Source organism: Pseudomonas citronellolis, assembly GCF_900112375.1.
In the GTDB taxonomy this organism is placed as follows: Bacteria; Pseudomonadota; Gammaproteobacteria; order Pseudomonadales; family Pseudomonadaceae; genus Pseudomonas; species Pseudomonas citronellolis.
This window is the reverse complement of sequence record NZ_FOLS01000006.1, coordinates 44,744-71,238: the sequence shown is the minus strand read 5'-3', so window position 1 is coordinate 71,238 and position 26,495 is coordinate 44,744. Positions and strand designations below refer to the sequence as shown.

General features: G+C 67.7%; 25 protein-coding genes. 14 read left to right on the top strand and 11 right to left on the bottom strand.

The features are described from left to right. Positions 1–2 precede the first annotated feature (2 nt). The 3 genes from BM060_RS07625 to BM060_RS07615 are packed head-to-tail and all read right to left on the bottom strand — an operon-like array spanning position 3 to position 2,789. The gene (locus tag BM060_RS07625; RefSeq protein ID WP_074978881.1) at positions 3–473 is read right to left on the bottom strand and encodes a tripartite tricarboxylate transporter TctB family protein; all 471 of its coding nucleotides are present in this window, start codon (positions 471–473) and stop codon (positions 3–5) included. 17 nt (positions 474–490) lie between these two features. Continuing rightward, entirely contained in the window at positions 491–1,474 is a 984-nt protein-coding gene (locus BM060_RS07620; RefSeq protein WP_281688225.1) for a Bug family tripartite tricarboxylate transporter substrate binding protein, read from the bottom strand. Between the two features lie 22 nt (positions 1,475–1,496). Then, entirely contained in the window at positions 1,497–2,789 is a 1,293-nt protein-coding gene (locus tag BM060_RS07615; protein ID WP_074978877.1) for an OprD family porin, read from the bottom strand. A 185-nt stretch (positions 2,790–2,974) separates the two neighbouring features. Here BM060_RS07615 and tctD point away from each other — a divergent pair, with 185 nt between their 5' ends. Then, positions 2,975–3,646 (top strand): response regulator, encoded by a 672-nt coding sequence (gene tctD / locus BM060_RS07610; protein ID WP_074978874.1) that lies wholly within the window; start codon positions 2,975–2,977, stop codon positions 3,644–3,646. Then, positions 3,639–5,054, top strand: coding sequence for a sensor histidine kinase (gene tctE, locus BM060_RS07605; protein ID WP_074978870.1), 1,416 nt, complete (start codon positions 3,639–3,641; stop codon positions 5,052–5,054). Before tctD ends, tctE begins: the two co-directional genes overlap by 8 nt. 356 nt (positions 5,055–5,410) lie before the next feature. Here tctE and BM060_RS07600 read toward each other — a convergent pair whose 3' ends face one another. Further along, entirely contained in the window at positions 5,411–6,247 is an 837-nt protein-coding gene (locus BM060_RS07600) for an HDOD domain-containing protein (protein WP_074978867.1), read from the bottom strand. 48 nt (positions 6,248–6,295) lie between these two features. Further along, a complete protein-coding gene (ygfZ, locus tag BM060_RS07595) occupies positions 6,296–7,240 on the bottom strand; it encodes a CAF17-like 4Fe-4S cluster assembly/insertion protein YgfZ (protein ID WP_074978865.1) in 945 nt (314 codons plus the stop codon). A gap of 162 nt (positions 7,241–7,402) precedes the next feature. Here ygfZ and BM060_RS07590 point away from each other — a divergent pair, with 162 nt between their 5' ends. Together BM060_RS07590 and BM060_RS07585 are read left to right on the top strand one after the other, a co-directional pair. After that, on the top strand, positions 7,403–7,657 hold the full coding sequence (locus BM060_RS07590; protein WP_074978862.1) for an FAD assembly factor SdhE: 255 nt from the start codon (positions 7,403–7,405) through the stop codon (positions 7,655–7,657). Further along, the gene (locus BM060_RS07585; RefSeq protein WP_074978853.1) at positions 7,641–8,093 is read left to right on the top strand and encodes a protein YgfX; all 453 of its coding nucleotides are present in this window, start codon (positions 7,641–7,643) and stop codon (positions 8,091–8,093) included. Before BM060_RS07590 ends, BM060_RS07585 begins: the two co-directional genes overlap by 17 nt. Positions 8,094–8,095: 2 nt before the next feature. Here BM060_RS07585 and pdxA read toward each other — a convergent pair whose 3' ends face one another. The 5 genes from pdxA to nadB all read right to left on the bottom strand — a co-directional run bounded on the left by pdxA (position 8,096) and on the right by nadB (position 14,038). Beyond that, complete coding sequence (gene pdxA / locus BM060_RS07580) at positions 8,096–9,097, bottom strand: 4-hydroxythreonine-4-phosphate dehydrogenase PdxA (RefSeq protein WP_074978851.1); 1,002 nt, start codon at positions 9,095–9,097, stop codon at positions 8,096–8,098. 18 nt (positions 9,098–9,115) lie between these two features. Further along, positions 9,116–10,363, bottom strand: coding sequence for a four-carbon acid sugar kinase family protein (locus BM060_RS07575; RefSeq protein WP_074978849.1), 1,248 nt, complete (start codon positions 10,361–10,363; stop codon positions 9,116–9,118). Beyond that, entirely contained in the window at positions 10,360–11,364 is a 1,005-nt protein-coding gene (locus BM060_RS07570; RefSeq protein WP_074978848.1) for a 2-keto-3-deoxygluconate permease, read from the bottom strand. The genes BM060_RS07575 and BM060_RS07570 overlap by 4 nt, the downstream gene beginning before the upstream one ends. A 213-nt stretch (positions 11,365–11,577) precedes the next feature. Further along, positions 11,578–12,360, bottom strand: coding sequence for a DeoR/GlpR family DNA-binding transcription regulator (locus tag BM060_RS07565; RefSeq protein WP_074978846.1), 783 nt, complete (start codon positions 12,358–12,360; stop codon positions 11,578–11,580). 73 nt (positions 12,361–12,433) lie between these two features. After that, positions 12,434–14,038 carry an L-aspartate oxidase gene (gene nadB, locus BM060_RS07560; protein WP_074978843.1) on the bottom strand — a complete coding sequence of 535 codons (1,605 nt, stop codon included), beginning with the start codon at positions 14,036–14,038 and terminating at the stop codon, positions 12,434–12,436. A 394-nt stretch (positions 14,039–14,432) separates the two neighbouring features. On the opposite strand from nadB, the gene rpoE reads away from it, so the two are divergent. From rpoE to BM060_RS07535, 5 genes are read left to right on the top strand one after another with little or no spacing between them, the layout of a single operon-like run. After that, a complete protein-coding gene (rpoE, locus tag BM060_RS07555) occupies positions 14,433–15,020 on the top strand; it encodes an RNA polymerase sigma factor RpoE/AlgU (RefSeq protein ID WP_009616435.1) in 588 nt (195 codons plus the stop codon). Between the two features lie 30 nt (positions 15,021–15,050). After that, positions 15,051–15,638: a sigma-E factor negative regulatory protein gene (locus BM060_RS07550; RefSeq protein WP_074978839.1), complete on the top strand. Its 588-nt coding sequence runs from the start codon at positions 15,051–15,053 to the stop codon at positions 15,636–15,638. Between the two features lie 19 nt (positions 15,639–15,657). Continuing rightward, positions 15,658–16,614, top strand: a complete 957-nt coding sequence (locus BM060_RS07545; RefSeq protein ID WP_074978838.1) for a MucB/RseB C-terminal domain-containing protein — start codon at positions 15,658–15,660, stop codon at positions 16,612–16,614. Then, positions 16,611–17,066, top strand: a complete 456-nt coding sequence (locus BM060_RS07540; RefSeq protein ID WP_074978834.1) for a SoxR reducing system RseC family protein — start codon at positions 16,611–16,613, stop codon at positions 17,064–17,066. The genes BM060_RS07545 and BM060_RS07540 overlap by 4 nt, the downstream gene beginning before the upstream one ends. A gap of 34 nt (positions 17,067–17,100) precedes the next feature. Continuing rightward, positions 17,101–18,516: a DegQ family serine endoprotease gene (locus BM060_RS07535; RefSeq protein ID WP_074978833.1), complete on the top strand. Its 1,416-nt coding sequence runs from the start codon at positions 17,101–17,103 to the stop codon at positions 18,514–18,516. A gap of 379 nt (positions 18,517–18,895) precedes the next feature. Here BM060_RS07535 and BM060_RS07530 read toward each other — a convergent pair whose 3' ends face one another. Next, a complete protein-coding gene (locus tag BM060_RS07530; RefSeq protein ID WP_074978831.1) occupies positions 18,896–21,385 on the bottom strand; it encodes a TonB-dependent receptor in 2,490 nt (829 codons plus the stop codon). A 316-nt stretch (positions 21,386–21,701) separates the two neighbouring features. Between BM060_RS07530 and lepA the strand changes: the two genes are divergently transcribed. The 5 genes from lepA to era all read left to right on the top strand — a co-directional run bounded on the left by lepA (position 21,702) and on the right by era (position 26,464). Continuing rightward, positions 21,702–23,501, top strand: a complete 1,800-nt coding sequence (gene lepA, locus BM060_RS07525) for a translation elongation factor 4 (protein ID WP_074978829.1) — start codon at positions 21,702–21,704, stop codon at positions 23,499–23,501. 5 nt (positions 23,502–23,506) lie between these two features. After that, positions 23,507–24,361 (top strand): signal peptidase I, encoded by an 855-nt coding sequence (gene lepB / locus BM060_RS07520; protein WP_074978827.1) that lies wholly within the window; start codon positions 23,507–23,509, stop codon positions 24,359–24,361. A gap of 138 nt (positions 24,362–24,499) precedes the next feature. Continuing rightward, positions 24,500–24,877: a DUF4845 domain-containing protein gene (locus BM060_RS07515; protein ID WP_009616451.1), complete on the top strand. Its 378-nt coding sequence runs from the start codon at positions 24,500–24,502 to the stop codon at positions 24,875–24,877. After that, the gene (gene rnc, locus BM060_RS07510) at positions 24,874–25,563 is read left to right on the top strand and encodes a ribonuclease III (RefSeq protein ID WP_009616452.1); all 690 of its coding nucleotides are present in this window, start codon (positions 24,874–24,876) and stop codon (positions 25,561–25,563) included. The genes BM060_RS07515 and rnc overlap by 4 nt, the downstream gene beginning before the upstream one ends. Then, entirely contained in the window at positions 25,556–26,464 is a 909-nt protein-coding gene (gene era, locus BM060_RS07505) for a GTPase Era (protein ID WP_074978826.1), read from the top strand. Before rnc ends, era begins: the two co-directional genes overlap by 8 nt. The last annotated feature ends 31 nt before the right edge of the window (positions 26,465–26,495 follow it).

Here is a 26,495-nt window from a genome sequence, read left to right as displayed (position 1 = left end):
CCTCAGAAGGGCAGGAAGTCGAGCACGCCCCGCGGCAGCGGGACGTCCAGGGTGCGGTCGAAGAGCAGGTACAGGCCGATGCTCAGCAGCGTGCAGGTGAGCACGCTGACGGCCGGCTTGCCGCCGTAGAGCAGGGCGATGAAGCTGCCCACCAGGGCGCTGGCGAGGATGAAGCCCAGCGGCTCGAAGAGCCCGGCGTAGACCAGCAGCAGGCCGATGCACGCCACCACCTTGCGCAGCAGCGCGCCTTCCAGCGGCTGCTCGTCGTCGTGGCGCACCGGCGTGGGCCGCAGGATCAGCCAGGCCAGGCCGATCGCCATCAGCGCCAGGCACAGCAGCGGGTAGGCGCGCGGGCCCACCGGTTCGTAGGAAAAGGGCGCCTGGTAGTTCCAGGCCACGGTGGCCAGGCCGAGGCAGGCCAGCAGCCAGGCACCGGCGAACAGCCGCTGCGGCAGCGAGTGGGGGGCGTGCATGTCGGGAACCTCGCGGCTTACTGGATCAGGCCGAAGTCATGGGCCATCTGGCGGTAGCGGGCGACCTGCTGCTTGACGTAGCTGTCCAGCTCGGGCCCGGTCATGGCGAAGGGGAACAGCTCGCGCTGGTCGCGCAGCTTGGCGAAGTCCTCCGAGGCCAGCAGCTTGTCGAACGAGGCCTTCCAGAACTGGTAGTCCTCGTCGCTGACCTTGGGCCCGACGTAGAAGCCGCGCACCACCGGCCAGACGATGTCGAAGCCCTGCTCCCTGGCGGTGGGGATGTCGGCCATGCCTTCGTCCTGCAGACGCTCCTCGGAGAACACCGCGAGCAGGCGCATCTTGCCGGCGCGGATGTGCGGCATGGAGTCGGAGATGTCGGTGCTGCCCACCTGGATGTGCCCGCCGAGCAGCGCCGTGGCGATCTCGCCGCCACCTTCCAGGGCGACGTAGCGCAGCCGCTTCGGATCGATGCCGGCGGCCTTGGCGATCAGCGCGGTCTGCATCCAGTCCTGGCTGCCGACGGTGCCGCCGGAGCCGATCACCACCTTGCCCGGGTCGGCCTTGAGCGCGGCCACCAGGTCGGCGAGGTTCTTGTAGGGCGAGTCGTCGCGCACGGCGATGGCGCCGTAGCTGGTGCCGATGGCCGCCAGCCACTTCACCGCGTTCTCGTCGTAGCGGCCGAACTTGCCCTGGGCCAGGTTCAGCAGCGAGCCGCTGGAGAAGGCGGTGATGCTGTTGCCGTCGGCCGGGCGCTGGGCGACCACGGCGTTGTAGGCCACCGCGCCGACGCCGCCGGGCATGTAGGTGACGCGCATCGGGCTGGACAGCAGCTTCTCGTCCAGCAGGGCGCTCTGCGCCAGCTTGCAGGTCAGGTCGAAGCCGCCGCCGGGGGCGGCCGGGGCGATGCATTCCGGGCGCTTGGGCTCGGCGTGGGCGACGGCAGCGGTGAACAGCGCGCCGGCGGCGAGGAGCAGGGGGAGGGTGCGGAGCTTGGTCATTATCGGGGCCTCTTCTTGTTGTTGTTTACCAGATCGCCAGGGAGTAGGTGAGGTAGACGCGGGTTTCGTCGGCGTTGCGGGCGAAGTTGGAACGGTAGGTGGCGTTGCGCAGGCGCACGCCGAAGTCCTTCAGCGGGCCGCTCTGCACCACGTACTTGAGGTCGGTGTTGCGTTCCCACTCGCGGCCTTCGCCGGCGCGCCCGTTGATCTCGGCGTTGTCGCCCTTGAGGTAGCGGTTCATCAGGGTCAGGCCGGGCAGGCCGAACACGGCGAAGTCGAAGTCGTGGCGCAGCTGCCAGGAGCGTTCCTTGGTCTCGGCGAAGTCGCCGACCTGGACGAAGTTCACCAGGTAGGGGTTGCTGCCGTCGATGTAGGGGAAGGCGCTGTCGCCGTCCATCTGCTGCCAGCCGACGCTGAACTTGTTGGCGCCGATGGCGTAGCCGAGCATGGCGTTGAAGGCGCGGTTGTCGATCCTGCCGCCGCGGGCGGCGCCGTCGTCGTCGCTGATCGCCAGGCGCCAGTCGGTGGTCAGCTTGCCGTCGCCCAGCTTGTGGCTGCTGAGCAGGCCGATGAAGTGCTGGCGGTACACCTCGTCCAGCTCGGCGTAGTGGTAGCGGCCGGTGAAGTGGTCGTCGAACTTGTAGTCGCCGCCGGCCAGGTCGTAGTGCTCGCCGGCGACGCTGCCGGTGAAGCGCTTGTTCTTGTTGTTCAGCGCCAGGTCCTGGGCATCGGTGGAGTCGCGGTCGATGGCCTTTTCCAGGCGCCCGCCGGTGAAGGTCAGGCCGGGCAGGTCGCGGGACTCCAGCAGGCCGCCCTCGAATATCTGCGGGAACAGGCGGCTGTCGTTGGGCTGCAGGGTGGGCAGGTCGGGGATCAGGCTGCCGAGCTTGAGTTCGGTCTGCGAGACCTTGAACTTGGCGGTCAGCCCGAGCTTGCTGTACTCGTCGGCGGCGCGGCCGTCGTCGTGGGTGGGCAGCAGGCCGCTGCCGGTGCGGTCGGGGCTGGAGTCGAGCTTCAGGCCGAGCATGCCCAGGGCATCCAGGCCGACGCCGACGGTGCCGTCGGTGTAGCCGGACTGGAAGTCGAGGATGAAACCTTGCGCCCACTCCTCGCGCTTGGACTGGCCGGCGCCGTCGCGGAAGTCGCGGTTGAAGTAGATGTTCTGCGTCTGCAGCTTCAGGCTGCTGTCTTCGATGAAGCCGGAGGCGTCGGCTTCCCCAGCCAGGCCGCCAAGGGCCAGGGCCGCGCCGAAACCGGCGGGAAAAACACGGAACAGGACGGGATTGGCCCCACGGGCCGGGTGCTGGACAGTCAGCATCGGTGGACTCCATTTCTTGTTCTTGTGTGGATGGCGCCACGCCGCCAGCCGATTTGGGGACGATCTTCGTCGTCTGAGGGGCGATCCTAGCGCCGCTGCCTTTCACCAGGCTTTCAGCCGTTCACAGGCGCCCGTGGGCGGGTAAACTGCGTGCACCTGTCCACATCCGAGCGAGGAATACCGCCGTGCGCATCCTTCTGGTCGAAGACCATCCGCAACTGGGCGACAGCGTGCAGCAGGCGCTCAAGGGCGCGGGCTGGACGGTCGACCTGCTGCGCGACGGGGTGGCCGCCGACCTGGCCCTGGCCAGCGAGGAATACGCCCTGGCCATTCTCGATGTCGGCCTGCCGCGCCTGGACGGCTTCGAGGTGCTGGCGCGCCTGCGCGGCCGCGGCAAGACCCTGCCGGTGCTGATGCTGACCGCCCGCGGCGAGGTCAAGGACCGCGTCCATGGCCTCAACCTCGGCGCCGACGATTACCTGGCCAAGCCCTTCGAGCTGAGCGAGCTGGAAGCGCGGGTGAAGGCCCTGCTGCGGCGCAGCGTGCTCGGCGGCGAACAGCAGCAGCGCTGCGGCGAGCTGGTCTACGACCTGGGCGCGCGGCGTTTCACCCTGGCCGGCGAGGCGCTGACCCTGACCTCCCGCGAGCAGGCCGTGCTGGAAGCGCTGATCGCCCGCCCCGGACGGGTGTTGAGCAAGGAACAGTTGGCCGCCCAGGTGTTCGGCCTGGACCAGGATGCCAGCGCCGACGCCATCGAAATCTACGTGCACCGCCTGCGCAAGAAGCTGGAAGGCGACGCGGTGCGCATCGTCACCTTCCGCGGCCTGGGCTACCTGCTCGAGGCCGTGGATGCCTGAGGTGCTCCGGCGCCTGGCCCTGCCTGGTTCCGGCAGCCTGCGCTGGCGCCTGCTGTGGCGCCTGGGCGGATTGCTGCTGGTGCTGCTCCTGCTGGGCAGCCTGGCCACCTACCAGCGTGCCCGCCACGCCTCGGACATCGCCTACGACCGCACCCTGCTGGCTTCGGCGCGGGACATCGCCGACGGCCTCTACGACAGCGACGGCAGTTTGCGCGCCAACGTGCCCTACGTGGCCCTGGACAGCTTCGCCTACGACAGCGCCGGGCGCATCTTCTACCAGGTTATCGATACCCGGGGGCAGTCCATTTCCGGCTACGAGAACCTGCCGGCGCCGCCGCCGGGAACGCCGCGCACCGACGACTATCCGGCGCTGGCGCGCTTCTACGACAGCGAATACCAGGGCCAGGGCGTGCGCGTGGTCAGCCTGCTGCAGCCGGTCAGCCAGCCGACGGTCAACGGCATGGCGGAAATCCGCGTGGCCGAGACCCTCGGCGCCCGCGAGCGCCTGGCCCGCGAGCTGCTCACCGACACCCTGCTCAACCTGGCGCTGTCGGCGCTGGCCGCGCTGGTCATGGTCTGGTACGCGGTGAGCGCCGGCCTGCGCCCGCTCGACCGCCTGCGCGCGGCGGTGGAGGAGCGCCAGGCGGACGACCTGCGGCCCCTGCCGCCGGTGGCGGTGCAGCGTGAACTGCGCCCGCTGGTGGCGGCGCTGAACCATTTCACCGTGCGCCTGCGCAGCCTGTTCGAGCGCCAGTCGCAGTTCATCGCCGAAGCCTCCCACGAACTGCGCACGCCGCTGGCGGCGCTCAAGGCGCGGCTGGAGCTGGGCCTGCGCGAGCAGGAGCCGCAGCGCTGGCGCGAGACGCTGGAAGAAGCGGTGCAGTACACCGACCGCGTCACCGGGCTGGCCAACCAGTTGCTGTCCCTGGCGCGGGTGGAAAGCGGCGCCCGGGCCATCGCCGAGGGCGGCGGCGAGGTCATCGAACTGGGCGCCCTGGCCCGCGAGCAGGGCATGGTGCTGGCGCCGCTGGCCCACGCACGCGGCGTGGCCCTGGCCCTGGAGGCCGAGCGGCCGGTGTGGATCAAGGGCGATCCGACGCTGCTCCACGAACTGCTCGACAACCTGGTGGCCAACGCCCTGGCCCATGCCGCCGGCAACGTGGTGATCCGCGTCGAGCCGCCGGCCGTGCTGGAGATCGAGGACGACGGCCCGGGCATCCCGGCGGAGGAGCGCGACAAGGTCTTCGGCCGCTTCTACCGCAAGCGCCAGGAGGGCACCGGGCTGGGGCTGGCGATCGTTGGGGAGATCTGCGCGGCACACCGGGCTCGTATCGAGCTGGCCCATGGCGAGTTGGGTGGGTTGCTGGTGCGGGTGAGTTTTCTGGTGGAAGAGGCGAGGCTTGGGTAGGTGCTTTTCGTAGGAGCGAGGGGGACGCCTAGTTCTTGCTCGCGAATAGCGCTTGCCGCCGGGCTTCGGTGTTTGGATTGACTCCGCTCCCTCTCCCCAGCCCTCGGCTGCGCGCCCCGCCCTGAAGGGAGAGGGGGCTTGTCCGTGCCGGCTGAGAACATGGTGTTAGCCGGAAATTTCAATGCTTACCGGCTAACACTGGAATATCCAAACGCTCCGAACGGTCCCCTCTCCCTTCAGGGAGAGGGTTAGGGAGAGGGCGCTCTTCGGAGTGACACCAAACCTTTCCGGTAGAACGCTATTCGCGAGCGAGCTCGCTCCTACGAAGAGCCCTGCGCCAACGCCGGACCGGTGACCTACTGCAACATCCCCATCGCCGCCTCCATGGCGGCCGACAGGTCCTCGTCCTCGTTGAGGTTGGCCTGCGGGTCGATGCCCAGCTTGGCGAAGGACGGGATGCCGCTCCAGTCCAGCTCGGTGAAGGGATGCTGGCTGCCTAGGTAGCTCTGCAGGGTGGCGACCTGGACGATGTCCACGTAGTCGGCCTTGGCGGAGTCGCGGGTGAAGTCCAGGTAGTGGCCGGGCACTTCGGCGATGGGCGCGGGGAATTCCCAGGCCTTGAGGATGCGGTCGCCGATGATCGGGTGGATGCGCTCGATCACGTGGTTGAGGCTGATGGAGTCGGCCAGCAGTTCGCTGTTCTCCTCGGCGTAGGTGAGGATCGGCAGCACGCCGATCTGGTGCACCAGGCCGGCGAGGGTCGCCTGGTCGGGCATCAGCCGGGTGTAGTGGCGGCACAGCGCGTGGCAGATGCCGGCGACCTCGACGCTCTTGTTCCACACCTCGCGCATCTTGCGGTCGACCACGTCGGAGGTGGCCTGGAACATCTGCTCCATGGCCAGGCCCGTGGCCAGGTTGCTGGTGTAGTTGATGCCCAGGCGGCCGATGGCCATCTGCAGGTCGGTGATTTCCTTGTTGGTGCGCAGCAGCGGGCTGTTCACCACCTTGATGATGCGCGCGGTGAGCGCGGCGTCGTTGCCGATCACCCGGGCCAGGTCATGGATGCTGACGTCCGGGTCCTCCGCCGCCTCGCGGACCCGCAGCGCCACCTCGGGCAGGGTGGGCAGCACCAGTTCGTCGTTGTCGATGGCCCGCAGCAGTTCCTGTTGTACTTTTTCGGCAAGCTTGCTCATGGCGTTTCCTTGAGGGACGCCGGGCTCCCCACCCGGCAGGCGATTCGGTCAGCGCTGGATTTCGCGGTCGCTGTCGAGAACGTAGGGCAGCGTCAGCAGGCGCAGGGCCGGGCCGTCCTCGGCCTGGCCGAGGCGCACGCGGCCGTCGGCCACGGCGTCGTCCTGCAGCACCGCCAGCAGCTCGATGCCTTCGGCGGCGCGGGCGGCCAGCACCACTTCGCCGACGCTGCTGCCGTGCACCGGCGAGAACAGCGCGGCGCCCGGCTCGGGCAGCTCGGCGGCGTCCAGCTCCAGGCGGTGCAGGCGGCGCTTGAGGCGGCCGAGGTACTGCATGCGCGCGACGATTTCCTGGCCGGTGTAGCAGCCTTTCTTGAAGCTCACGCCGCCGACCGCCTGCAGATTGATCATCTGCGGGATGAACAGCTCGCGGGTGGCGCCGAAGACCTGGCCGACGCCGGCGCGCACCTGGCCCAGCAGCCAGTCGTTGAGGGTGCCTTCGTCCAGGCCGGCGTCGAGCGCCTCGCGCACTTCGCCGGCGCGGGCCGCCGGCACCCAGAGTTCGGCGCGGCCGTGGCCCAGGCCGATGGCCAGCAGCTCGCCGTTGCGCGCCACGCGGTCGGCCTCGGCGGGCAGTTCCAGGCCGAGGCCGGCGAGCACGGCGTCGCCGCCGCTCAGGCCGAAGCGGACCCAGGCGGCGCTGTCGTCGCTCAGGCTGGCCTTGGAGAACACGGCGTACTTCTTCAGGTCGGCCAGTTGCCCTTCCAGCAGCTCGGCGGCCATCGCCAGCAGGTAGCCGTCGCCCTCGGCGACGATGCGGAAGCTGGAGGTCATGCGCCCCTTGGGCGTGCAGCGGCCGCCCAGGCTGGAGGTCGTGGCATCGAGGTAGTTGAGGTTGCAGGTCAGTTGGCCCTGCAGGAACTTGGCGGCGTCCGCGCCACGGACGGCGAGGACTGCTTCGTGGGTCAGGGCGGTGTAGAACGCGGAATCGGCCATTGCGGGTCGCTGGAAGAAAGTTAGGCTTCCCATGATAGAGCCGGGACCTGTACTTGTCAGCGGGTGCCGGCGGGCGAGGGCATGCGTATAATGCCGCTCGCTTCACGGAATCCGGCTGGCGCCGCGCCGTGGGGTTTCCGATGTAGCGCCGAGGACCCGCAGATGACCGACGAAACCGAACTGAAACGACTCTTCTGGCACAGCCGCCGCGGCATGCTGGAGCTGGACGTGCTGCTGGTGCCCTTCGTGCAGGAGGTCTACCCGGGCCTGGACGCCGAGAACCAGGCGCGTTTCCGCAAGCTGCTGGAATGCGAGGACCAGGACATGTTCGGCTGGTTCATGCAGCGCGGCGAGCCGGAAGACGCCGACCTGCGCCACATCGTGCGCATGATCCTGGACCGTGTCCAACCGAAGTGAACCCTTCGAGTGCCACTGGCGGCCGTCCGATCGGCTGCTGGCGGCCTACCTGGCGAGCCTGGCGCTCGCCGTGGCGGCGCTGTATCTGGCCGCCATTCCCGCCTTCTGGCAGGCCGCCGGCCTGCTGCTCTGCCTGATCCATGCCCTGTGGGTGCTGCCGCGCCAGGTCCTGCTGCGCAGCCGCCACGCCTACCGCGCCCTGCGCCACGATGCTGACGGCTGGCAGCTGTGGAGCCCGGCCGACGGCTGGCAGGCGGTGCAACTGCGCGCCGACAGCCTCGCGCTGCCGGCGCTGATCGTGCTGCGCTTCCGCCTGCCGGGCCAGCGCCTGAGCCGCGGCCTGTGCCTGCCGGCCGACAGCCTGGCGGCGCAGGCCCACCGCCGTCTGCGCGTAAGGCTGCGCTTCAGCCGGGGCCGCTGGGCGGCGCCGCAGTAGCTTCAGCGCGGCCTGTTCGCCAGTTCCGCGCCCTGACGTAGCGCTTCCAGTAGGCTGCGTTCGTCGGCGATGCCCTTGCCGGCGATGTCGAAGGCGGTCCCGTGGTCCACCGAGGTGCGCACCACATCCAGGCCGACCGTGACGTTCACCCCGGCTTCCAGCCCGAGGACCTTCACCGGGCCGTGTCCCTGGTCGTGGTACATGGCCACCACCAGATCGAAGTCGCCGCGGCCGGCTCGGTAGAACAGGGTGTCGGCCGGCAGCGGGCCGGTGACGTCCAGGCCCCGCGCCTGCAGCAGGCTGACGGCGGGGATGATCTTCTCTTCCTCTTCGCCGTAGCCGAACAGACCGTTTTCGCCGGCGTGCGGGTTGATGCCGCAGACGCCGATGCGCGGCTGCGGGATGCCGGAGCGCACCAGGGTCTCGTGGCCGCGCTCGATGGTGCGCTGCACCAGGCCGGGCTCGATGCGGCGTATGGCGTCGATGATGCCGATGTGGGTAGTGACGTGGATGACGCGCAGCTTGGGGGCCACCAGCATCATCGAGACCTCGTCGACATTGGTCAGGTGGGCGAGCAGCTCGGTATGGCCGGGAAACTTGTGGCCGCCGGCGTGCAGGGCTTCCTTGTTCAGCGGGGCGGTGCAGATGGCGTCGATCTTCCCGGCCTTGGCCAGGTCCACCGCACGGGCGATGTACTGGTAGGCCGCATCACCCGCCACGGGGGAGAGCACGCCGAAGGGCAGGTCGTCGGGGATGAGCCCGAGGTCGATGCAGTCGATCACGCCCGGCTCGAAGCGGGCGTCGTCGGCATCCTCGATGCGCCGCACCCGGGCCAGCCCGCCGAGCAGCCGGTCGGCCTTCTCCAGGCGCTGCGCATCGCCGATCACCAGCGGGCGGCAGAATCGGTGGAGCCCGGCGCTGGCCAGGCTCTTGACGATGATCTCCGGCCCGACGCCGGCCGCGTCGCCCATGGTGATGCCGATTACGGGAAGATAGTCGTTCATTGCTGGGACACTCTGAATTCAGGAGGGGGACTGTTGCGCGTCGCGCAGGTGGCGCCACGCGCGATAGAGGGCTTCGGGGCTGCCGAAGGCGCCGGCCTTGGTGACGATGCCGGGGCGATGGCCGCCCGCTGGGGTCAGGGGGTGGCTGAGGACGCTGCCGGCCTCGATCTCGCCGACCAGCTGCAGGCCGTCGATGCCGACCGCGCCGAGCATCGCCCGCGCGGTTTCGCCGCCGGTGGCGACCAGGCCGCCGACCTGATGGAAATGCGGCTTGAGCAGGGCGGCGAGGTTGGCCGAAAGCAGGGCGCCTTCGGCAGGATCGGGGCGTTCGTCGCGACCGATGCTCAGCAGCAGGTCGCGGCCTTGTTCGAGCAGCGCGCCCACCTGCGCCTGCCAGTCCGGCCAGTCGGCATGCTCGCTGCCCTGGCGCAGCACGGCCGGCGGCAGGCTGAGCTGGCGGATGTCGCTGCGCCGCTGGAGTTCCTCGCATTGCCGGTCGGCGACGGCGGAAAGGCTGCCGGCCAGCACTACGGTTGCCAGCTGCGATGGGAGAAGGTCGACCTCGGCGGGGATTGTCTGCGAAGAGGAGGGCGCAGGCGCTTCGGTTATCTGCCTTGCCAGGCCCCCGGAGCCGACCCAGAACGCCCGGAGTTCCGGCTGCGCCGTTTCCCGGGCCAGCAGGCGCAGGTCTTCGGCCGTCTCGGCGTCGAAGATCAGGGCCTGGACGCCGCGCTCCATGGCCGACTGGATGATCCGGGCCACTTGCCCCGCCGACCGGCGCAGTTGTTCCAGAGCGCAGTGTTCGACGCGCAGCCCGGCGGCGCCGAGCATCCTGGCCATGTCGGCCGGCGCATCGGCATGCTCCAGGCGCCAGGTGTCGGTGCTTTCCAGCGGCGCGCCGTGCACCAGCACCTGGCCGTCGCGCACCGTGCGGCCCATTTCCGGAAAGGCGGGGGCGACCAGCGCCAGGCCCGCCAGGGGATGTAGCGCGGCGACTTCCGCGGCCCAGTTGCCGCGCAGGGTCGAGTCGATCTTCTTGTACAGCCGCTGGCCCGGTCTGGCCAGGGCATGGAAGGCCGCGACGCTGCGCTGCGCGGCCTGTGTGGCGTCCAGGCGGCGGCTGTCGGTATCCACGGCTATGACCTCGACCTGCGCCTGCGTCGGCCGGGCGTCGAGCATCACCAGGCTTCGCCAGCCGCGGCTGGCGAAGCCCACGGCACAGTCCGCCGCGCCGGACAGGTCGTCGGCGATGATCAGCATGTTCATCGGGGCGACTCCGGCGTCATCGCGGTGCGCTGCCCGGCGCTTTCGGCCCGCTGCCTGACGCGCTTGGCCAGGGTGGAGACCAGCACAGGCGTGAGGATGGCGGTGACCACCACGCAGGAGGCGACGAGCATGGTGGCGCTGGCGGCGGCCGGGGCGTAGACCGGGTTGGCGGCGGCGACCAGGGCCGGCACGGCCGCGGCATTGCCCGCCGTGGTGGCCGCCGCGGCGCCGGCGACGCCAGTGCCACCGGTCAGGCGGTCGGCGAAGTACAGCGGGATGCCGGTCAGCAGCACCACCGCCACGCCCATCAGAAGGCCGAGCACGCCGGCCTGCCAGACCTTGTGCAGGTCCAGGCTGGCGCCCAGGGCGAGGGCGAAGAACGGGATCAGCACCGGCACCGCCTTGCCGAGGAATTCACGCATTTCGCGGTCGAGGTTGCCGATGAGGATGCCCAGCAGCAGCGGCAGTATCGCCCCCAGCAAGGTCGGCCAGGGGAACGCCGAGAGCCCGGCGACGCCCAGGGTGAGCATGGTCAGGAAGGGGCCGGACTCCAGGGACATCACCGAATAGGCGCCGACGTCCTCGGGGCGGCCGTATTGGCCCATCAGCGCCATGTACAGGCCGCCGTTGGTGTCGTTCATCGCCGCCACCACGGCCAGCGTGGACAGGCCGGCGAAGAACCCGGCCGAGATGGGTTGTTCCCCCAGGAACTGGCCGAGCAGGATGCCGAGGAGCATCGCCGTGCCGACCTTGGTCGCGAACAGCGCGCCGCCTTTCTTCAGCAGGTAGGGCGTGGTGCGGACGTTGATGCTCGCGCCCATGCAGACGTAGAACACCGCGAGTATGGGCAGCGCGCCGGTGAACAGGGCGTTGGTGAAGGAGCCGAAGAATTTCGGCGTGTCCGGCGCGAAGGTGGCCACCAGCGAACCGAGCAGCAGCGGGACGATCATCATGCCGCCGGGAATACGCTCGATCGTGCGCTTGATCGGGATCTGGATCATGGGCAGGTACCTGTTCGTTCTTGTTCGACTTGTTGTAGGGGGATTTGATCGAATCGCTCATATATTTGATTGAGTCGATCATCAGGATGCGATTTAAAGGACAAGGCTTGCGCAAGTCAATCATGAGCTTGCGCATTTCGATCAAGAAGGGATGGCCGGCAGGCTGCGGAGGGAGGTGGCTGGAGGTTGGGCGGGTGCGAGAAGGGGCGCGCTTCAGCGGGCGGAGGAACTGGCCGGCGCCAGTTCGACGGTGGCCATGGGCAGCTGGCGGAAGGGTTCGAGCGTCCTCTCGTCCGGCGTCGAGGTGATCAGGCGCCATTCCCGCTCCAGCGGCGTCCAGTGCTGCTGGCGCGCGCGGCCCAGCTTCTCGGCGTCGGCCAGTATGTACACTTCGGCCGCCCGCTTGATCACGCATTCCTTGAGGTAGGCCTGCTGGGCGCTGGCTTCGCAGAGGCCGAACCCGGCGACGACGCCGTCGGCGCCGAGGAAGGCGCGGTCGAAGCTCAGCCGGCTCAGCGACAGTTCCGCCAGCGGGCCGAAGGTACTCATGCCGGTGCTGCGCAGGTCGCCGCCGATCAGGGTGATCCGCACGCCCGGGGCATTGGCCAGCGCGGTGAGCGCCAGCAGGTTGTTGGTGATGACGTGCACGTTCTGCAATGCATGCAGATGTGCCGCCAGCGCCGCGCAGGTGGTGCCGCTGTCGAGGAAGATGCTGTCGCCCTCGCGGATGTGCGCGGCCGCGGCCCGGGCGATGGCCATCTTTTCCTCGCGGTGGCTGGCGTTGCGCTGCTCCAGGCTGGCTTCCGGCTCGTGGGTGCCGATCAGCGCAGTGGCGCCGCCGTGGGTCCGCACCAGCCGCCGCTGTTGGGCCAGCAGGCTGAGGTCGCGGCGCACGGTGGCCTCCGAAACGCCCAGGGCGGCGCCCAGTTCTTCCACGCTGGTGTCGCGGTGGCGAACGAGGTCGAGGATGGCGCGCTGGCGGTCGGTCGGTTTCATGGCGGTCTCGCTTTCCTGTCGGGGCTGCCGGTTGGCCGTTGCGCAGGCCGCCCGCGGTGGCGGGCGGGGCGGGCTAGCGGGGGCTGAGGATGGTGTCGCGCGCCTCGGGCTGCAGCCCCGGGTAGTCCAGGGTGTAGTGCAGGCCGCGGCTTTCGTGGCGCTGCATGGCCGAGCGGATGATCAGGTCGGCGACCACGGCGAGGTTGCGCAGCTCGATCAGGTCGCGGCTGACCTTGTAGTTGCTGTAGAACTCGTCGATCTCGCTGAGCAGCATCTGCACGCGGTGCTGGGCGCGCTGCAGGCGCTTGGTGGTGCGCACGATGCCGACGTAGTCCCACATGAAACGCCGCAGTTCGTCCCAGTTGTGCGCGATGATCACGTCCTCGTCCGAGTCGGTGACCTGGCTGGCGTCCCAGCTCGGCAGGGCCGGGGTGGCCGGCGTGCTTTCCAGGCGCGCCTGGATGTCGGCGGCGGCGGAGCGGGCGTAGACGAAGCACTCCAGCAGCGAGTTGCTGGCCATGCGGTTGGCGCCGTGCAGGCCGGTGAAGCTGGTCTCGCCGATGGCGTAGAGGTGCGGCACGTCGGTGTGGCCGTGCTCGTCCACCAGCACGCCGCCGCAGGTGTAGTGGGCGGCCGGCACCACCGGGATGGGCTCGCGGGTGATGTCGATGCCGAAGGTCAGGCAGCGCTCGTACACCGTGGGGAAGTGCTCCCTGATGAACCCGGCCGGCTTGTGGCTGATGTCCAGGTACACGCAGTCCGCGCCCAGGCGCTTCATCTCGTGGTCGATGGCGCGCGCGACTATGTCCCGCGGGGCCAGTTCGGCGCGCGGGTCGAAGCGCTTCATGAAGCGCTCGCCGCTGGGCAGGCGCAGGTAGGCGCCTTCGCCGCGCAGCGCCTCGGTGATGAGGAAGCTCTTGGCCTGCGGGTGGTACAGGCAGGTGGGGTGGAACTGGTTGAATTCCAGGTTGCCGACGCGGCAGCCGGCGCGCCAGGCCATGGCGATGCCGTCGCCGGAATTGCCGTCCGGGTTGCTGGTGTAGAGGTAGACCTTGCTGGCGCCGCCGCAGGCGAGCACGGTGAAGCGCGCCGAGAAGGTGTCCACCTCGCCGCTGTCGCGGTTCAGCACGTAGGCGCCGAGGCAGCGCTGGCCGGGCAGGCCGAGCTTGCGTTCGGTGATCAGGTCGACCGCCACCCGCTGCGCCAGCAGCTCGATGTTCGGGCGCTGCCGGGCCTGTTCCAGCAGGGTGTTGAAAATGGCCGCGCCGGTGGCATCGGCGGCATGGATGATGCGCCGGTGGCTGTGGCCGCCCTCGCGGGTGAGGTGGAATTCGAAGCCGCTGTCCTCGCGGCCCGCCTCGCTGTCGCGGGTGAAGGGCACGCCCTGGTCGATCAGCCACTGGATGGCTTCGCGGCTGTGCTCGACGGTGAAGCGCACGGCGTCTTCCCGGCACAGGCCGGCGCCGGCGTCCAGGGTGTCCTGCACGTGGGACTCGACGGTGTCGGTGTCGTCCAGCACCGCGGCGACCCCGCCCTGGGCCCAGAAGGTCGAGCCCTGGGACAGTTCCCCCTTGCTCAGCACGGCGATGCGCAGGTGCTGCGGCAATGTCAGGGCGAGGCTGAGGCCCGCGGCCCCGCTGCCGATCACAAGGACGTCGTGATGAAAGTGCTCGCTCATGCCCGGATTCCGATTGGTGGCGGCCTAGTATATAGAAGGGGGGATCGGCACAATAGCGGCCCTGTGCCTGCCGCCGTATTTCTGGCGCAAGCCCCGGCGTTCATGCGCCAGGGGCGGCAGGTGGAACTATTTCAGTCTTTCTGGTTCTAACGGTGAATGTCCGAAACCTTCTTGCAACGGGGTTCCCGACGCGCGAGAAGGCTGTGGTTGTTCGCCGATTGCAGTGGATTTTCAAGGGCTTGGACAATGGGTCCGGCCGGGTCGCGGTGAAGCGACAAAAAAACTGTGCGGCGTACGCTTGGAGGGGAGAACTTTTGCAAGACATCCGAGTCTATCTTGGCAGAGCGATTCTGCTGGGTGCTCGCAGCTCCTCCGGGCTTGTTGAGGAGCATGCATGCTAACCCAGGAACAGGATCAGCAACTGGTTGAACGGGTACAGCGCGGAGACAAACGGGCTTTCGATCTGCTGGTGCTGAAGTACCAGCACAAGATCCTCGGGTTGATCGTGCGGTTCGTGCACGACGCCCAGGAAGCCCAGGACGTTGCGCAGGAGGCTTTCATCAAGGCGTATCGCGCCTTGGGCAACTTCCGCGGTGACAGTGCCTTTTATACCTGGTTGTACCGGATCGCCATCAATACCGCGAAGAACCACCTGGTGGCGCGCGGTCGGCGGCCTCCGGACAGCGATGTGACAGCCGAGGATGCGGAGTTCTTCGATGGCGACCACGCCCTGAAGGACATCGAATCACCGGAACGGGCAATGTTGCGGGACGAGATCGAGGAAACGGTCCATCGCACCATCCAGCAACTGCCAGAGGACCTGCGCACGGCATTGACCCTGCGCGAATTCGAGGGATTGAGCTACGAGGATATCGCCACCGTGATGCAATGCCCGGTGGGTACGGTCCGCTCACGGATCTTCCGTGCGCGGGAAGCGATAGACAAAGCCTTGCAGCCGTTGCTGCATGATGAACAGCCCTGAATACGGCGGAACAGCCAAGAGAGGTACGCCATGAGTCGTGAAGCCCTGCAGGAGTCGCTGTCCGCGCTGATGGATAACGAAGCGGACGAACTCGAACTGCGCCGGGTACTCGCAGCCTGCGGTGAAGACGCGGAAATGCGTGCCACCTGGTCGCGCTATCAACTGGCCCGGTCGGTGATGCACCGCGAGCCGGTGCTGCCCAAGCTGGATATCGCCGCGGCGGTATCGGCTGCGCTGGCCGAGGAGGCCGCCCCGGCCCAGCCGCGGCGCAATCCGTGGCGCAACGTCGGGCGCGTGGCGGTTGCCGCGTCGGTGACACTGGCCGTGCTGGCGGGTGTTCGTCTATACCATCAGAATGATAGCGTTGCTCCGAGCCTGGCCCAGCAAGGCGCCACGCCGCAGATCACTCTGCCGCAGGTGCAGGGCCCGGCGGTACTGGCCGGCTACAACCAGGACGAGGACGCACCGCAGGTCATCACTGGTGGCTCGGGCAGCCCCACCACCTGGCACGAACAGCGTCTTCCGGGATATCTCCGCCAGCATGCCCAGCAGTCGGCGGTGAACGGTGCCGACAGCGCCCTGCCTTACGCGCGAGCCGCCAGCCTGGAAAGTCGCTGAAACCCCTTTAAGGAGCGTCATGCGCGCCACCTTCCTGTTGTTCTTCCTGGGCGGTCTGCTGGCAATGCCGGTACAGGCCGCCGATGTTCAGGCGTGGGTCAAGCGACTGACCGAGGGCCAGCAGCGACAAAGCTTCCAGGGCACCTTCGTCTACGAGCGCAACGGCATCTTCTCCACCCATGAGGTCTGGCGTCTGGTCGAGCCCGACGGCTCGGTGCGCGAGCACTGGCTGCAGCTCGACGGCCCGCGCCAGGAAGTGGTCAAGCGCGATGGCGTGACCCAGTGCATCGCCGGCGGCATGGCCGGGCAACTGGGCGCCGGGCAGCTGTGGCCGGTGCGCAAGCTGGCCTCGGACGACCTCGCTTCCTGGTACGACATCCGCGTGGTCGGCCAGTCCCGCATCGCCGGGCGCGCGGCCACGGTGATCGGGCTGATCCCCCGCGACCAGTACCGCTACGGCTTCGAGCTGCACCTGGACCAGGAAACCGGCTTGCCGCTGAAGTCGCTGCTGCTCAACGACAAGGGCCAGGCGCTCGAACGCCTGCAGTTCACCCAGTTCAGTACCGCGGCGCCGGACGACAACGGCCTGCAGCCCTCCGACGCCTGCCAGGCGGTCCCGGCGGGCAAGCCGGACGCCCCGGTCGCCAGCAGCTGGCGCTCGGAATGGGTGCCGCCGGGTTTCACCCTGAACAACACCTATGAGCGCCGCAGTCCGGTGTCGGATGACCGCGTCGTCAGCATGGACTATGGCGATGGCCTGGCGCGTTTCTCGATCTTCATCGAGCCGCTGCACGGCGCCAGGATCGACGACGCGCGCACCCAGCTGGGTCCGACCTCGGTGGTGTCCAAACGCCTCAACACCGAAGATGGCGGCATGATGGTCACCGTTGTCGGCGAGATTCCCACCGGGACCGCCGAGCGCATCGCCATGTCGGTGCGGCCGCAGGCGCCCGCCCAGGGAGCCGCCGCGCAGTGATCGAAGAGCGGGGGCGGGTGATCGGCGTCGAATCCGTAGCGGTGCGGGTCCAGACGCTGCGCCAGGGCACCTGCTCAGCTTGCAGCGCCAAGGCCGGATGCGGCCAGGGTTTGCTACAGCAGTTGGGCTCCACTTCGGGGCGCGGAGAAGTCCGCGCCCTTTCTGCTTTCCCGCTCGGGGTGGGTGACGAGGTGGTGCTCGGCATACGCGAGGACCTCTTGTTGAAATGCGCCCTGATGTTCTATCTATTCCCCCTGCTCGGCCTGTTCACCGCTACGCTGCTCGCGTGGTGCGCCGGCCTCGCCGAGCCCTGGTTGATCCTGGCCGGCCTCGCGGGTTTCCTCGTGACCTGGCTGTGGGTACGGCGCCATGCCCGGCGCCATTCGGATGACCCGGCGTTGCAGCCGGTTGTGCTGCGTACGCTGGTCACAGGGGCCGAGGGCCCCGCCTAAGTCCACTTCCCTTTGAATACGGGAGCAGTAGTCCATGCAAACCCTGAAACGCAGTATGGCCGCGATGGTCGCCCTGCTGGCCTTGAGCCTGTCTGTGGTCGCCCGCGCCGAATTGCCGGATTTCACCCCGCTGGTGGAGAAGGCTTCGCCGGCCGTAGTGAACATCAGTACCACCCAGAAGGTGCCGGACCAGGTCGCCAGCGGGCAGATGCCCGACCTGGAAGGCCTGCCGCCGATGTTCCGCGACTTCATCGAGCGCAGCATGCCGCGTGGCCAACGCCCGCCGCGTGGGGCGCAGCGCGAGGCGCAATCCCTGGGTTCGGGGTTCATCATTTCCGATGATGGCTACGTCCTGACCAACAACCACGTGGTCGCCGACGCCGACGAGATCGTCGTGCGCCTGTCCGACCGCAGCGAGCACAAGGCCAAGCTGATCGGCGCGGACCCGCGCAGCGACGTGGCCCTGCTGAAGATCGACGCCAAGGGCCTGCCGACCCTCAAGCTGGGCGATTCCGACAAGCTCAAGGTCGGTGAGTGGGTGCTGGCCATCGGCTCGCCGTTCGGCTTCGACCACTCGGTGACTGCCGGTATCGTCAGCGCCAAGGGCCGCAGCCTGCCGAACGAGAACTACGTGCCCTTCATCCAGACCGACGTGGCCATCAACCCGGGCAACTCCGGCGGCCCGCTGCTGAACCTGCAGGGCGAGGTGGTCGGCATCAACTCGCAGATCTTCACCCGCTCCGGCGGCTTCATGGGCCTGTCCTTCGCCATCCCGATCGACGTCGCCATGAACGTGGCCGACCAGCTGAAGAAAGGCGGCAAGGTCAGCCGCGGCTGGCTGGGCGTGGTGATCCAGGAGGTCAGCAAGGACCTCGCCGAATCCCTCGGCCTGGACAAGCCGGCCGGCGCCCTGGTGGCTCAGCTGGTGCAGGACGGCCCGGCGGCCAAGGGCGGCCTGCAGGTCGGCGACGTGATCCTCAGCCTGAACGGCCAGACCATCAACGAGTCGGCTGACCTGCCGCACCTGGTCGGCGGCATGAAGCCGGGCGACAAGGCGGCCCTGGACGTGTTCCGCGATGGCTCGCGCAAGACCCTGAACATGACCATCGGCAACCTGCCGGACGAGGACGACGAAGTCGCCGCCGTCGAAGGGCAGGGCGCCGAGCGCAGCAGCAACCGCATGGGCGTGACCGTCGCCGACCTCACCGCCGAACAGCGCAAGTCGCTGGACATCAAGGGCGGCGTGGTGATCAAGGACGTTCAGGACGGCCCGGCGGCGATGATCGGCCTGCGTCCGGGCGACGTCATCACCCACCTGAACAACCGCACTGTGGATTCCGCCAAGGCCTTCTCCGACATCGCCAAGGCGCTGCCGAAGGGCAAGTCGGTGTCCATGCGCGTTCTGCGCCAGGGGCGTGCCAGCTTCATTACCTTCAAGCTGGGGGAATGACTGGCGGGTAGGTAGGCCGGAAAAGGGTCGTGCTACCGGGGCATCCGGTGTGGCCGATGAATCCAATCGCGGACGGAGTCCGCTCCTACGACGTGCTTCCCTGAACCGTAGGAGCAACTGTCTGCGTCGAGGTGCTTTCGTAGGATGGGTTGAGCTTGCGAAACCCATGCGGTTGCGGTGATGGGTATCGCTTCGCTCAACGCCATCCTACGAAAAGCCGTGCTTCCTGGAAGCGTAGGAGCGGGCTCTGTCCGCGATTCGGCGGATAACGCCGCACGCAGAAACCTCCGGGCGCACCGGAATACCTCTGAAGGCCAAATGAAAAACGCCGTTTCCCCCTCAGGAAACGGCGTTTTTTCTTAAGCGCATTCAGCGCGGCTCAAAGAAACGCCCAGCGCACCCCCAGCCAGGCGGTACGCGGCGCCCCCGGAGCAACGAAGGTCTCACCCACCGAATTGCTGCGCCTGCCGTTGACCGTACCGTTACCGGCGGCGCCATCGGTTCGCAGCACGCCGTTGTCGTCAAACGGATTGGCGCCAAGCATGCCGGCCGTGGCGTACTCACGGTCGAACAGGTTGTTGACCTGGGCGAAGACACGCCAGGCCGGAGTGAGCTGGTAGGCGCCGTTGAGGTTGAACACGGTATAGCCGCCGATCTCGCCGCCACCCTGGTACAGGCCGCCGCTCTGGTGGTCGTTGTTCTCGTTGCCGCGCACGTAGGAGCTGGAGACGCTGATGGCATCGGCTCCGATGCTCAGGCGCTCGGTCACCGCGTAGTCGGCCGACAGCTTGAGGATGTTGCGCGGGACCAGCGGAATGCGGTCGCCGGACTTCACGCTGATGTTGCCGTCGTCCGCGCTGCTGTTGGCCTCGCCCAGGAAGGTCTCGCCCGAGCGGTAGGTGGCGTCGATGAAGGTGTAGTTGGCGGCCAGCGCCCAGTCGCCCCAATTCCCGGAGATGCCGGTTTCGATGCCGCGCCGGCGGGTTTCGCCGAAGTTCGCGAAGTAGCCGCTGCCGCTGGTGCTGGAGGACACGAACATGATGTCGTTGCTGTTGCGCGCGCTGAACAGCCCGGCGTTCCACTGCACGTTGTTTCCGATCAGGCCGCGCAGGCCGGCTTCCCAGGTGCGCGTCACCACCTGTTCCAACGGCGGATCGCCGGCCATGGAGTTGGGCAGGCGGCAGGGCGACTCTGGGTTGGCGCAGCCCAGCTCGATGGTGGTCGGGGCCCGGCTGCCTTCGCTGTAGCCGACGTAGGTGGTCAGGCTGGGCGTCGGACGGAAGGTCAGGCCGATGGCCGGGTTGAAGCGGTTGAAGCTGTGCTTGCCGCTGAGCGAGGCGTTCTCGTCGACGGTATCGCCCAGGGTGTCGCCGTCGAGTTCGTAGTGGGACAGTTGGTCGTGGTTGCGCACCGAGATGTCGTTGTAGCGCCCGGACAGCGTGAGGTCGAGCGTCGGGGCCAGGCTCAGGGTGTCGCTGCCGTAGAGGCTCCAGGTGCGGGTGTTGCCCTTCAGGCGCGCGGCGCGGTCGTCCAGCTCGCCGTCGAGGTTGAAGGCGTTGCCGGCTTCGGCGTACACGCCGGTGCCGACGATGCCGCGGTCGGCGGTGAGCGCGCCGTATTCGGCCGACTGCCGGAAGCGTACCTGGCTGTAGTCGAAGCCGCCGCCCAGGGACAGCAGATTTTCCTTGCCGAACAGGCGGTTGCGCAGCGAGAACTGCTCGAACAGGCCGATATTGCTCTGGGTGGTACTGGTGCGGTTGATCATCCCGGTGCATTTCTCGCCGGGTTCGCCGCCCGGCTCGAACTGCGCGACGCAGGCCGCCAGGTTCGCCGCGGTGGTGTAGCTGCCGGCCGTCGGCAGGATGTTCTGCCCGGCTTCGCCGATGCCCTCGGGCAGGGACTCGTCGTTGATGTCGCCGTTGAAGGTGTCGGTCTTGATGTGGTGGTAGTAAAGGTTGCCGGAAGCGCTCAGGTCGTCGCTGTAGTCGTGGTTCCACTGCAGGTTGAGGAAGTTGGCGGTGTTCTGCGTGTTGTCCGGATAGGTGTACACGCTGTCGCGGTCGCGGCGCAGGAAGCTCTCGGGGACCATGCCGTTACCGTTGAGGTCGCTGTCGGCGAAGCTGTAGGTCAGCTTCAGGTCGGTGGCCTCGCCCTGCCAGCCGAGCTTGCCGAACAGCTGCTGCGCGTCGGAGTCGGAGTGGTCGCGCCAGCCGTCTTCCTCGAAGTGGGTGCCGGCGAAGAACCAGTCCCATTGCCCCTCGCTGCCGCCGTATTCGGCCTCGCCGATCCTGCGCCCGTAGGAGCCCAGGGTGGCCTGGACGGCGCCGCCGGGGTTGTCGCGGCCGTTCTTGGTCTGCACCGAAAGCGCGCCGCCCAGGGTGTTGAGGCCGAACAGCGGGTTGCTGCCGGGCATCAGTTGCGCGCCGGCGATGGCGTTGTCGGGGATCAGGTCCCAGCTGACGACGTCGCCGAACGGCTGGTTCATGCGCACGCCGTCGAGGTACAGCGACAGCCCCTGGGGCGTGCCGAGCAGCGGCGAGGCGGTGAAGCCGCGGTAGTTGATGTCCGGCTGCAGCGGGTTGTTCTGGATCTCGTTGACGTAGACCCCGGCGCTGCGCCGCTTGAGGTAGTCGGCCAGGTCGAGCGCCTGGCTCTTCTGCATGTCCTCGCCGCTGAAGGTCTGTACCGGCGCGGCGATCTGGTCGCGGGAAACGCCCAGCGAGGGCAGCGGCAGGCTGCTGATCACCTCGCTCTGCCCGAGCGACAGGGGCTGCTCGCCGTCCGCGGCCCGGGCGGGCAGGGCGAGGCCGGCGGCATGGGCCACGAGCAGGGCGAGGGCGCTCGGGCCGAAGGGGTGGCGTCTGGGCATGGCAGTGCTTCCTGGTTCTTGTTGGCGTTGTGGAGCTGCGCGGCCGAATCGCTCTGCCGCGCCTGGGCCAGGCGCGCAGGTGCTCGGTGGGGAGGGGGCCTTGGCCGGCGTGCTGCTGCACGGAGGACACTAGGGCCCTGGGCGGGGTGGGAAAATCCTACGTTGGATGCGGGCGCATCGTACGAACGTACTGGATGGCCGCCGCTGGGCGTCGGCAGCGCTGCGGCGCAGGGTGACGCCTGGCTGCGGATTCAGGTAAACTCCCCGGCTATTTTTCGGCGGATCGCCGCCTTCAGCCTTCCGAGTGTGTCAAGCCGTGAGTGACCTGAGTCATATCCGCAACTTCTCCATCATCGCCCACATCGACCATGGCAAGTCGACCCTGGCCGACCGCTTCATCCAGATGTGCGGTGGTCTGTCCGACCGCGAGATGGAAGCGCAGGTCCTCGACTCCATGGACCTGGAGCGCGAGCGGGGCATCACCATCAAGGCCCACAGCGTCACCCTGCACTACAAGGCGAAGGACGGTAAGACCTACCAGCTGAACTTCATCGACACCCCCGGCCACGTCGACTTCACCTACGAAGTCAGCCGCTCCCTGGCCGCCTGCGAAGGCGCGCTGCTGGTGGTGGACGCCGGCCAGGGCGTCGAGGCGCAGTCGGTGGCCAACTGCTACACCGCCATCGAGCAGGGCCTGGAAGTCATGCCCGTGCTGAACAAGATGGACCTGCCGCAGGCCGACCCGGACCGGGTGAAGGACGAGATCGAGAGCATCATCGGCATCGACGCCACCGACGCCGTGGCCTGCTCGGCGAAGAGCGGCATGGGCGTGGACGAGGTGCTCGAGCGCCTGGTGCAGACCATCCCGGCGCCCGAGGGCGAGATCGAGGCGCCGCTGCAGGCGCTGATCATCGACTCCTGGTTCGACAACTACCTGGGCGTGGTCTCGCTGGTGCGCGTCAAGCACGGCCGCGTCAAGAAGGGCGACAAGATCCTGGTGAAGTCCACCGGCAAGCTGCACCAGGTGGACAGCGTCGGCGTGTTCTCGCCGAAGCACACCGAGACGCCGGACCTCAAGGCCGGCGAAGTGGGCTTCATCATCGCCGGCATCAAGGACATCCACGGCGCGCCCGTGGGTGACACCCTGACCCTCAGCACCACCCCCGACGTGGCCGTGCTGCCCGGCTTCAAGCGTATCAAGCCGCAGGTCTACGCCGGCCTGTTCCCGGTCAGCTCCGACGACTTCGAGGACTTCCGCGAAGCCCTGCAGAAGCTGACGCTGAACGACGCCGCCCTGCAGTACGAGCCGGAAAGCTCCGAGGCCCTGGGCTTCGGCTTCCGCATCGGCTTCCTCGGCATGTTGCACATGGAGATCATCCAGGAGCGCCTGGAGCGCGAATACGACCTGGACCTGATCACCACGGCGCCCACCGTAATCTTCGAGATCGTGCAGAAGAACGGCGACATCCTCTATGTCGACAACCCGTCCAAGCTGCCCGACCTTTCGTCCATCGACGAGATGCGCGAGCCCATCTGCCGGGCCACCATCCTTGTGCCTCAGGAGCACCTGGGCAACGTCATCACCCTGTGCATCGAGAAACGCGGTGTGCAGCGTGACATGCACTTCCTCAGCGGCCAGGTCCAGGTGATCTACGACCTGCCGATGAACGAAGTGGTGCTGGACTTCTTCGACCGTCTGAAGTCGACCAGCCGCGGCTACGCCTCGCTGGACTATAGCTTCGACCGCTTCGAGCCGGCCAACCTGGTCCGTCTCGACGTGCTGATCAACGGCGAGAAGGTGGACGCCCTCGCCCTGATCGTCCACCGCGACAACGCTCCCTACAAGGGGCGCCAACTGGTGGAGAAGATGAAGGAACTGATCCCGCGTCAGATGTTCGACGTCGCGATTCAGGCGGCCATCGGCGGGCAGATCATCGCCCGTTCGACGGTCAAGGCGCTCAGGAAGAACGTGCTGGCCAAGTGCTACGGTGGTGACGTGAGCCGTAAGCGCAAGCTGCTGGAGAAGCAGAAGGCCGGTAAGAAAAGGATGAAGCAGGTCGGTAGCGTGGAGATTCCCCAGGAAGCCTTCCTCGCCGTGCTCAAAGTGGACAGTTAGATTCTATGACGCTGAATTTCCCGCTGTTGCTGGTGATCGCCGTCGCCTTGTGCGGCGCCCTGGCCCTGGTCGACCTGGTGCTCTTCGCACCGCGCCGCCGGGCCGCCATTTCCGCCTACCAGGGCTCGGTCACCGAGCCCGATCCGGAAGTGCTGGACAAGCTGAACAAGGAACCCGTGCTGATCGAGTACGGCAAGTCCTTCTTCCCGGTGCTGTTCATCGTGCTGGTGCTGCGATCCTTCCTGGTCGAGCCGTTCCAGATCCCCTCCGGCTCGATGAAGCCCACCCTCGAGGTCGGCGACTTCATCCTGGTCAACAAGTTCGCCTACGGCATCCGCCTGCCGGTGCTGGACGCCAAGGTGATCCCGGTCGGCGACCCGCAGCGCGGCGACGTCATGGTGTTCCGCTACCCCAGCGACCCGAACATCAACTACATCAAGCGCGTGGTCGGCGTGCCGGGTGACCGCGTGCGCTACACCAGCGACAAGCGCCTGTACGTCAACGACCAGCTGGTGGCCGAGCAACTGATCGGCGAGGAGCCGGGCAGCCTGGGCAGCGTGACCCTCTACCAGGAGAAGCTGGGCGAGGCCGAGCACCTGATCCGCAAGGAAATGACGCGCTACCGCGTGGAGCCCGGCAAGGAGTGGACGGTACCCGCCGAGCACTACTTCATGATGGGCGACAACCGCGACAACTCCAACGACAGCCGCTACTGGAACGATCCGAAGATTCCGAAGGAGCTGCTGGGCATGGTTCCGGACCGCAACATCGTCGGCAAGGCCTTCGCCGTGTGGATGAGCTGGCCGGACCCGAAACTGCGCAACCTGCCGAACTTCTCGCGGGTCGGCGTGATTCACTGAATGTGAGATGCGTCGAGCGCCGGCCGCCGGTCGGTGCTAGAACGAAGGGCGGGGCGGCACGCGGGGAGCGGGTCTGCCCCGCTTGCACTTGGAACCGCCGGTGGCGGGGGATGAGAACCATACCGACATGAGGTCAGCATGAAGTACGCAGGTTCGCAGAAGGGGATGTCGTTGCTGGGTTGGCTGGTGGTGCTGGCCATTGTGGCCTTCCTGGCCAGTACCGCGTTCAAGATCATTCCGCACTACCTCGACTACTACGCCATCGAGAAGGCCATCAAATCGGTGGAAACCGACAAGGCGGCGGATGTGCGCAGCGTCCCGGAGTTCTACTCTTACGTGGACAAGGCGCTGACCATCAACAACATCCGCGACCTGAAGCTCGAGGACGCGCTGACCGTGGAGCAGGACAACAACGAGTTCCGCGCGCACCTGAAGTATGAAAAACGCGAGCCGCTGATCGAGAACCTCGACCTGGTGGTCCACTTCGACAAAGAATTCCGTGTAAGAACGCCGTGAGCAATACCCTGGATCGACTCGAGCGCAAGCTCGGCTACACCTTCAAGGACCAGGACCTGATGGTCCTGGCCCTGACCCATCGCAGCTTCGCCGGGCGCAACAACGAGCGCCTGGAGTTCCTCGGTGACGCCATCCTCAACTTCGTCATCGGCGAAGCCCTGTTCAGCCACTTCCCGCAGGCCCGCGAGGGCCAGCTGTCGCGCCTGCGCGCACGGCTGGTCAAGGGCGAGACCCTGGCCCTGCTGGCCCGTGGCTTCGAACTGGGCGACTACCTGCGCCTGGGCTCGGGTGAGCTCAAGAGCGGCGGTTTCCGCCGCGAGTCGATCCTCGCCGACGCCATGGAAGCGCTGATCGGCGCCATCTACCTGGACACCGGCATGGATTCCGCGCGCGAGCGCATCCTCGCCTGGCTCGGCCCGCAACTGCGCGAGCTGACCCCGGTGGACACCAACAAGGACCCCAAGACGCGCCTGCAGGAGTTCCTGCAGTCGCGCGCCTGCGAGCTGCCGCGCTACGACGTGGTGGACATCCAGGGCGAACCGCATTGCCGGACCTTCTTCGTCGAGTGCGAAGTGGCCCTGCTGAACGACAAGACCCACGGGCACGGCGGCAGCCGCCGCATCGCCGAGCAGGTGGCCGCCGCCGCCGCGCTGGTGGCCCTGGGCGTGGAGAATGGCCATGACTGAACAACACGACGACATCAGCCGCTGCGGCTACGTCGCCATCGTCGGCCGCCCCAACGTGGGCAAGTCGACGCTGCTCAACCACATCCTCGGGCAGAAGCTGGCCATCACCTCGCGCAAGCCGCAGACCACCCGCCACACCCTGCTCGGCATCAAGACCGAAGGCGCGGTGCAGGCGGTGTACGTCGACACCCCCGGCCTGCACAAGGACAACGACAAGGCGCTGAACCGCTACATGAACCGCTCCGCCAGCGCCGCGCTGAAGGACGTCGACGTGGTGATCTTCGTCGTCGACCGCCTGCGCTGGACCGACGAGGACCAGATGGTCCTGGACCGCGTGCAGCACGTCAGCTGCCCGGTGCTGATCGCGGTGAACAAGGTCGACCGCCTGGAAGACAAGGCAGAGCTGCTGCCGCATCTGCAATGGCTCACCGAGCTGCTGCCCAAGGCCGAAGTGGTGCCGATCTCCGCCCAGCACGGGCAGAACCTCGACCTGCTGGAAAAACTGGTGGCCGAGCGCCTGCCGGAAAGCGAGCACTTCTTCCCCGAAGACCAGATCACCGACCGCAGCAGCCGCTTCCTCGCCGCCGAACTGGTGCGCGAGAAGATCATGCGCCAGCTCGGCGCCGAGCTGCCCTACCAGATCACCGTGGAGATCGAGGAGTTCAAGCAGGAGGGCGCCGTGCTGCACATCCACGCGCTGATCCTGGTGGAACGCGAAGGGCAGAAGAAGATCATCATCGGCGACAAGGGCGAGCGCATCAAAAGCATCGGCCAGAGCGCGCGCAAGGACATGGAAGTGCTGTTCGACTCCAAGGTCATGCTCAACCTCTGGGTCAAGGTGAAGGGCGGCTGGTCCGACGACGAACGCGCCCTGCGCTCGCTCGGCTACGGCGACCTCTGACACCCACCCGCGCGGCCCGCTCCAACGGGCC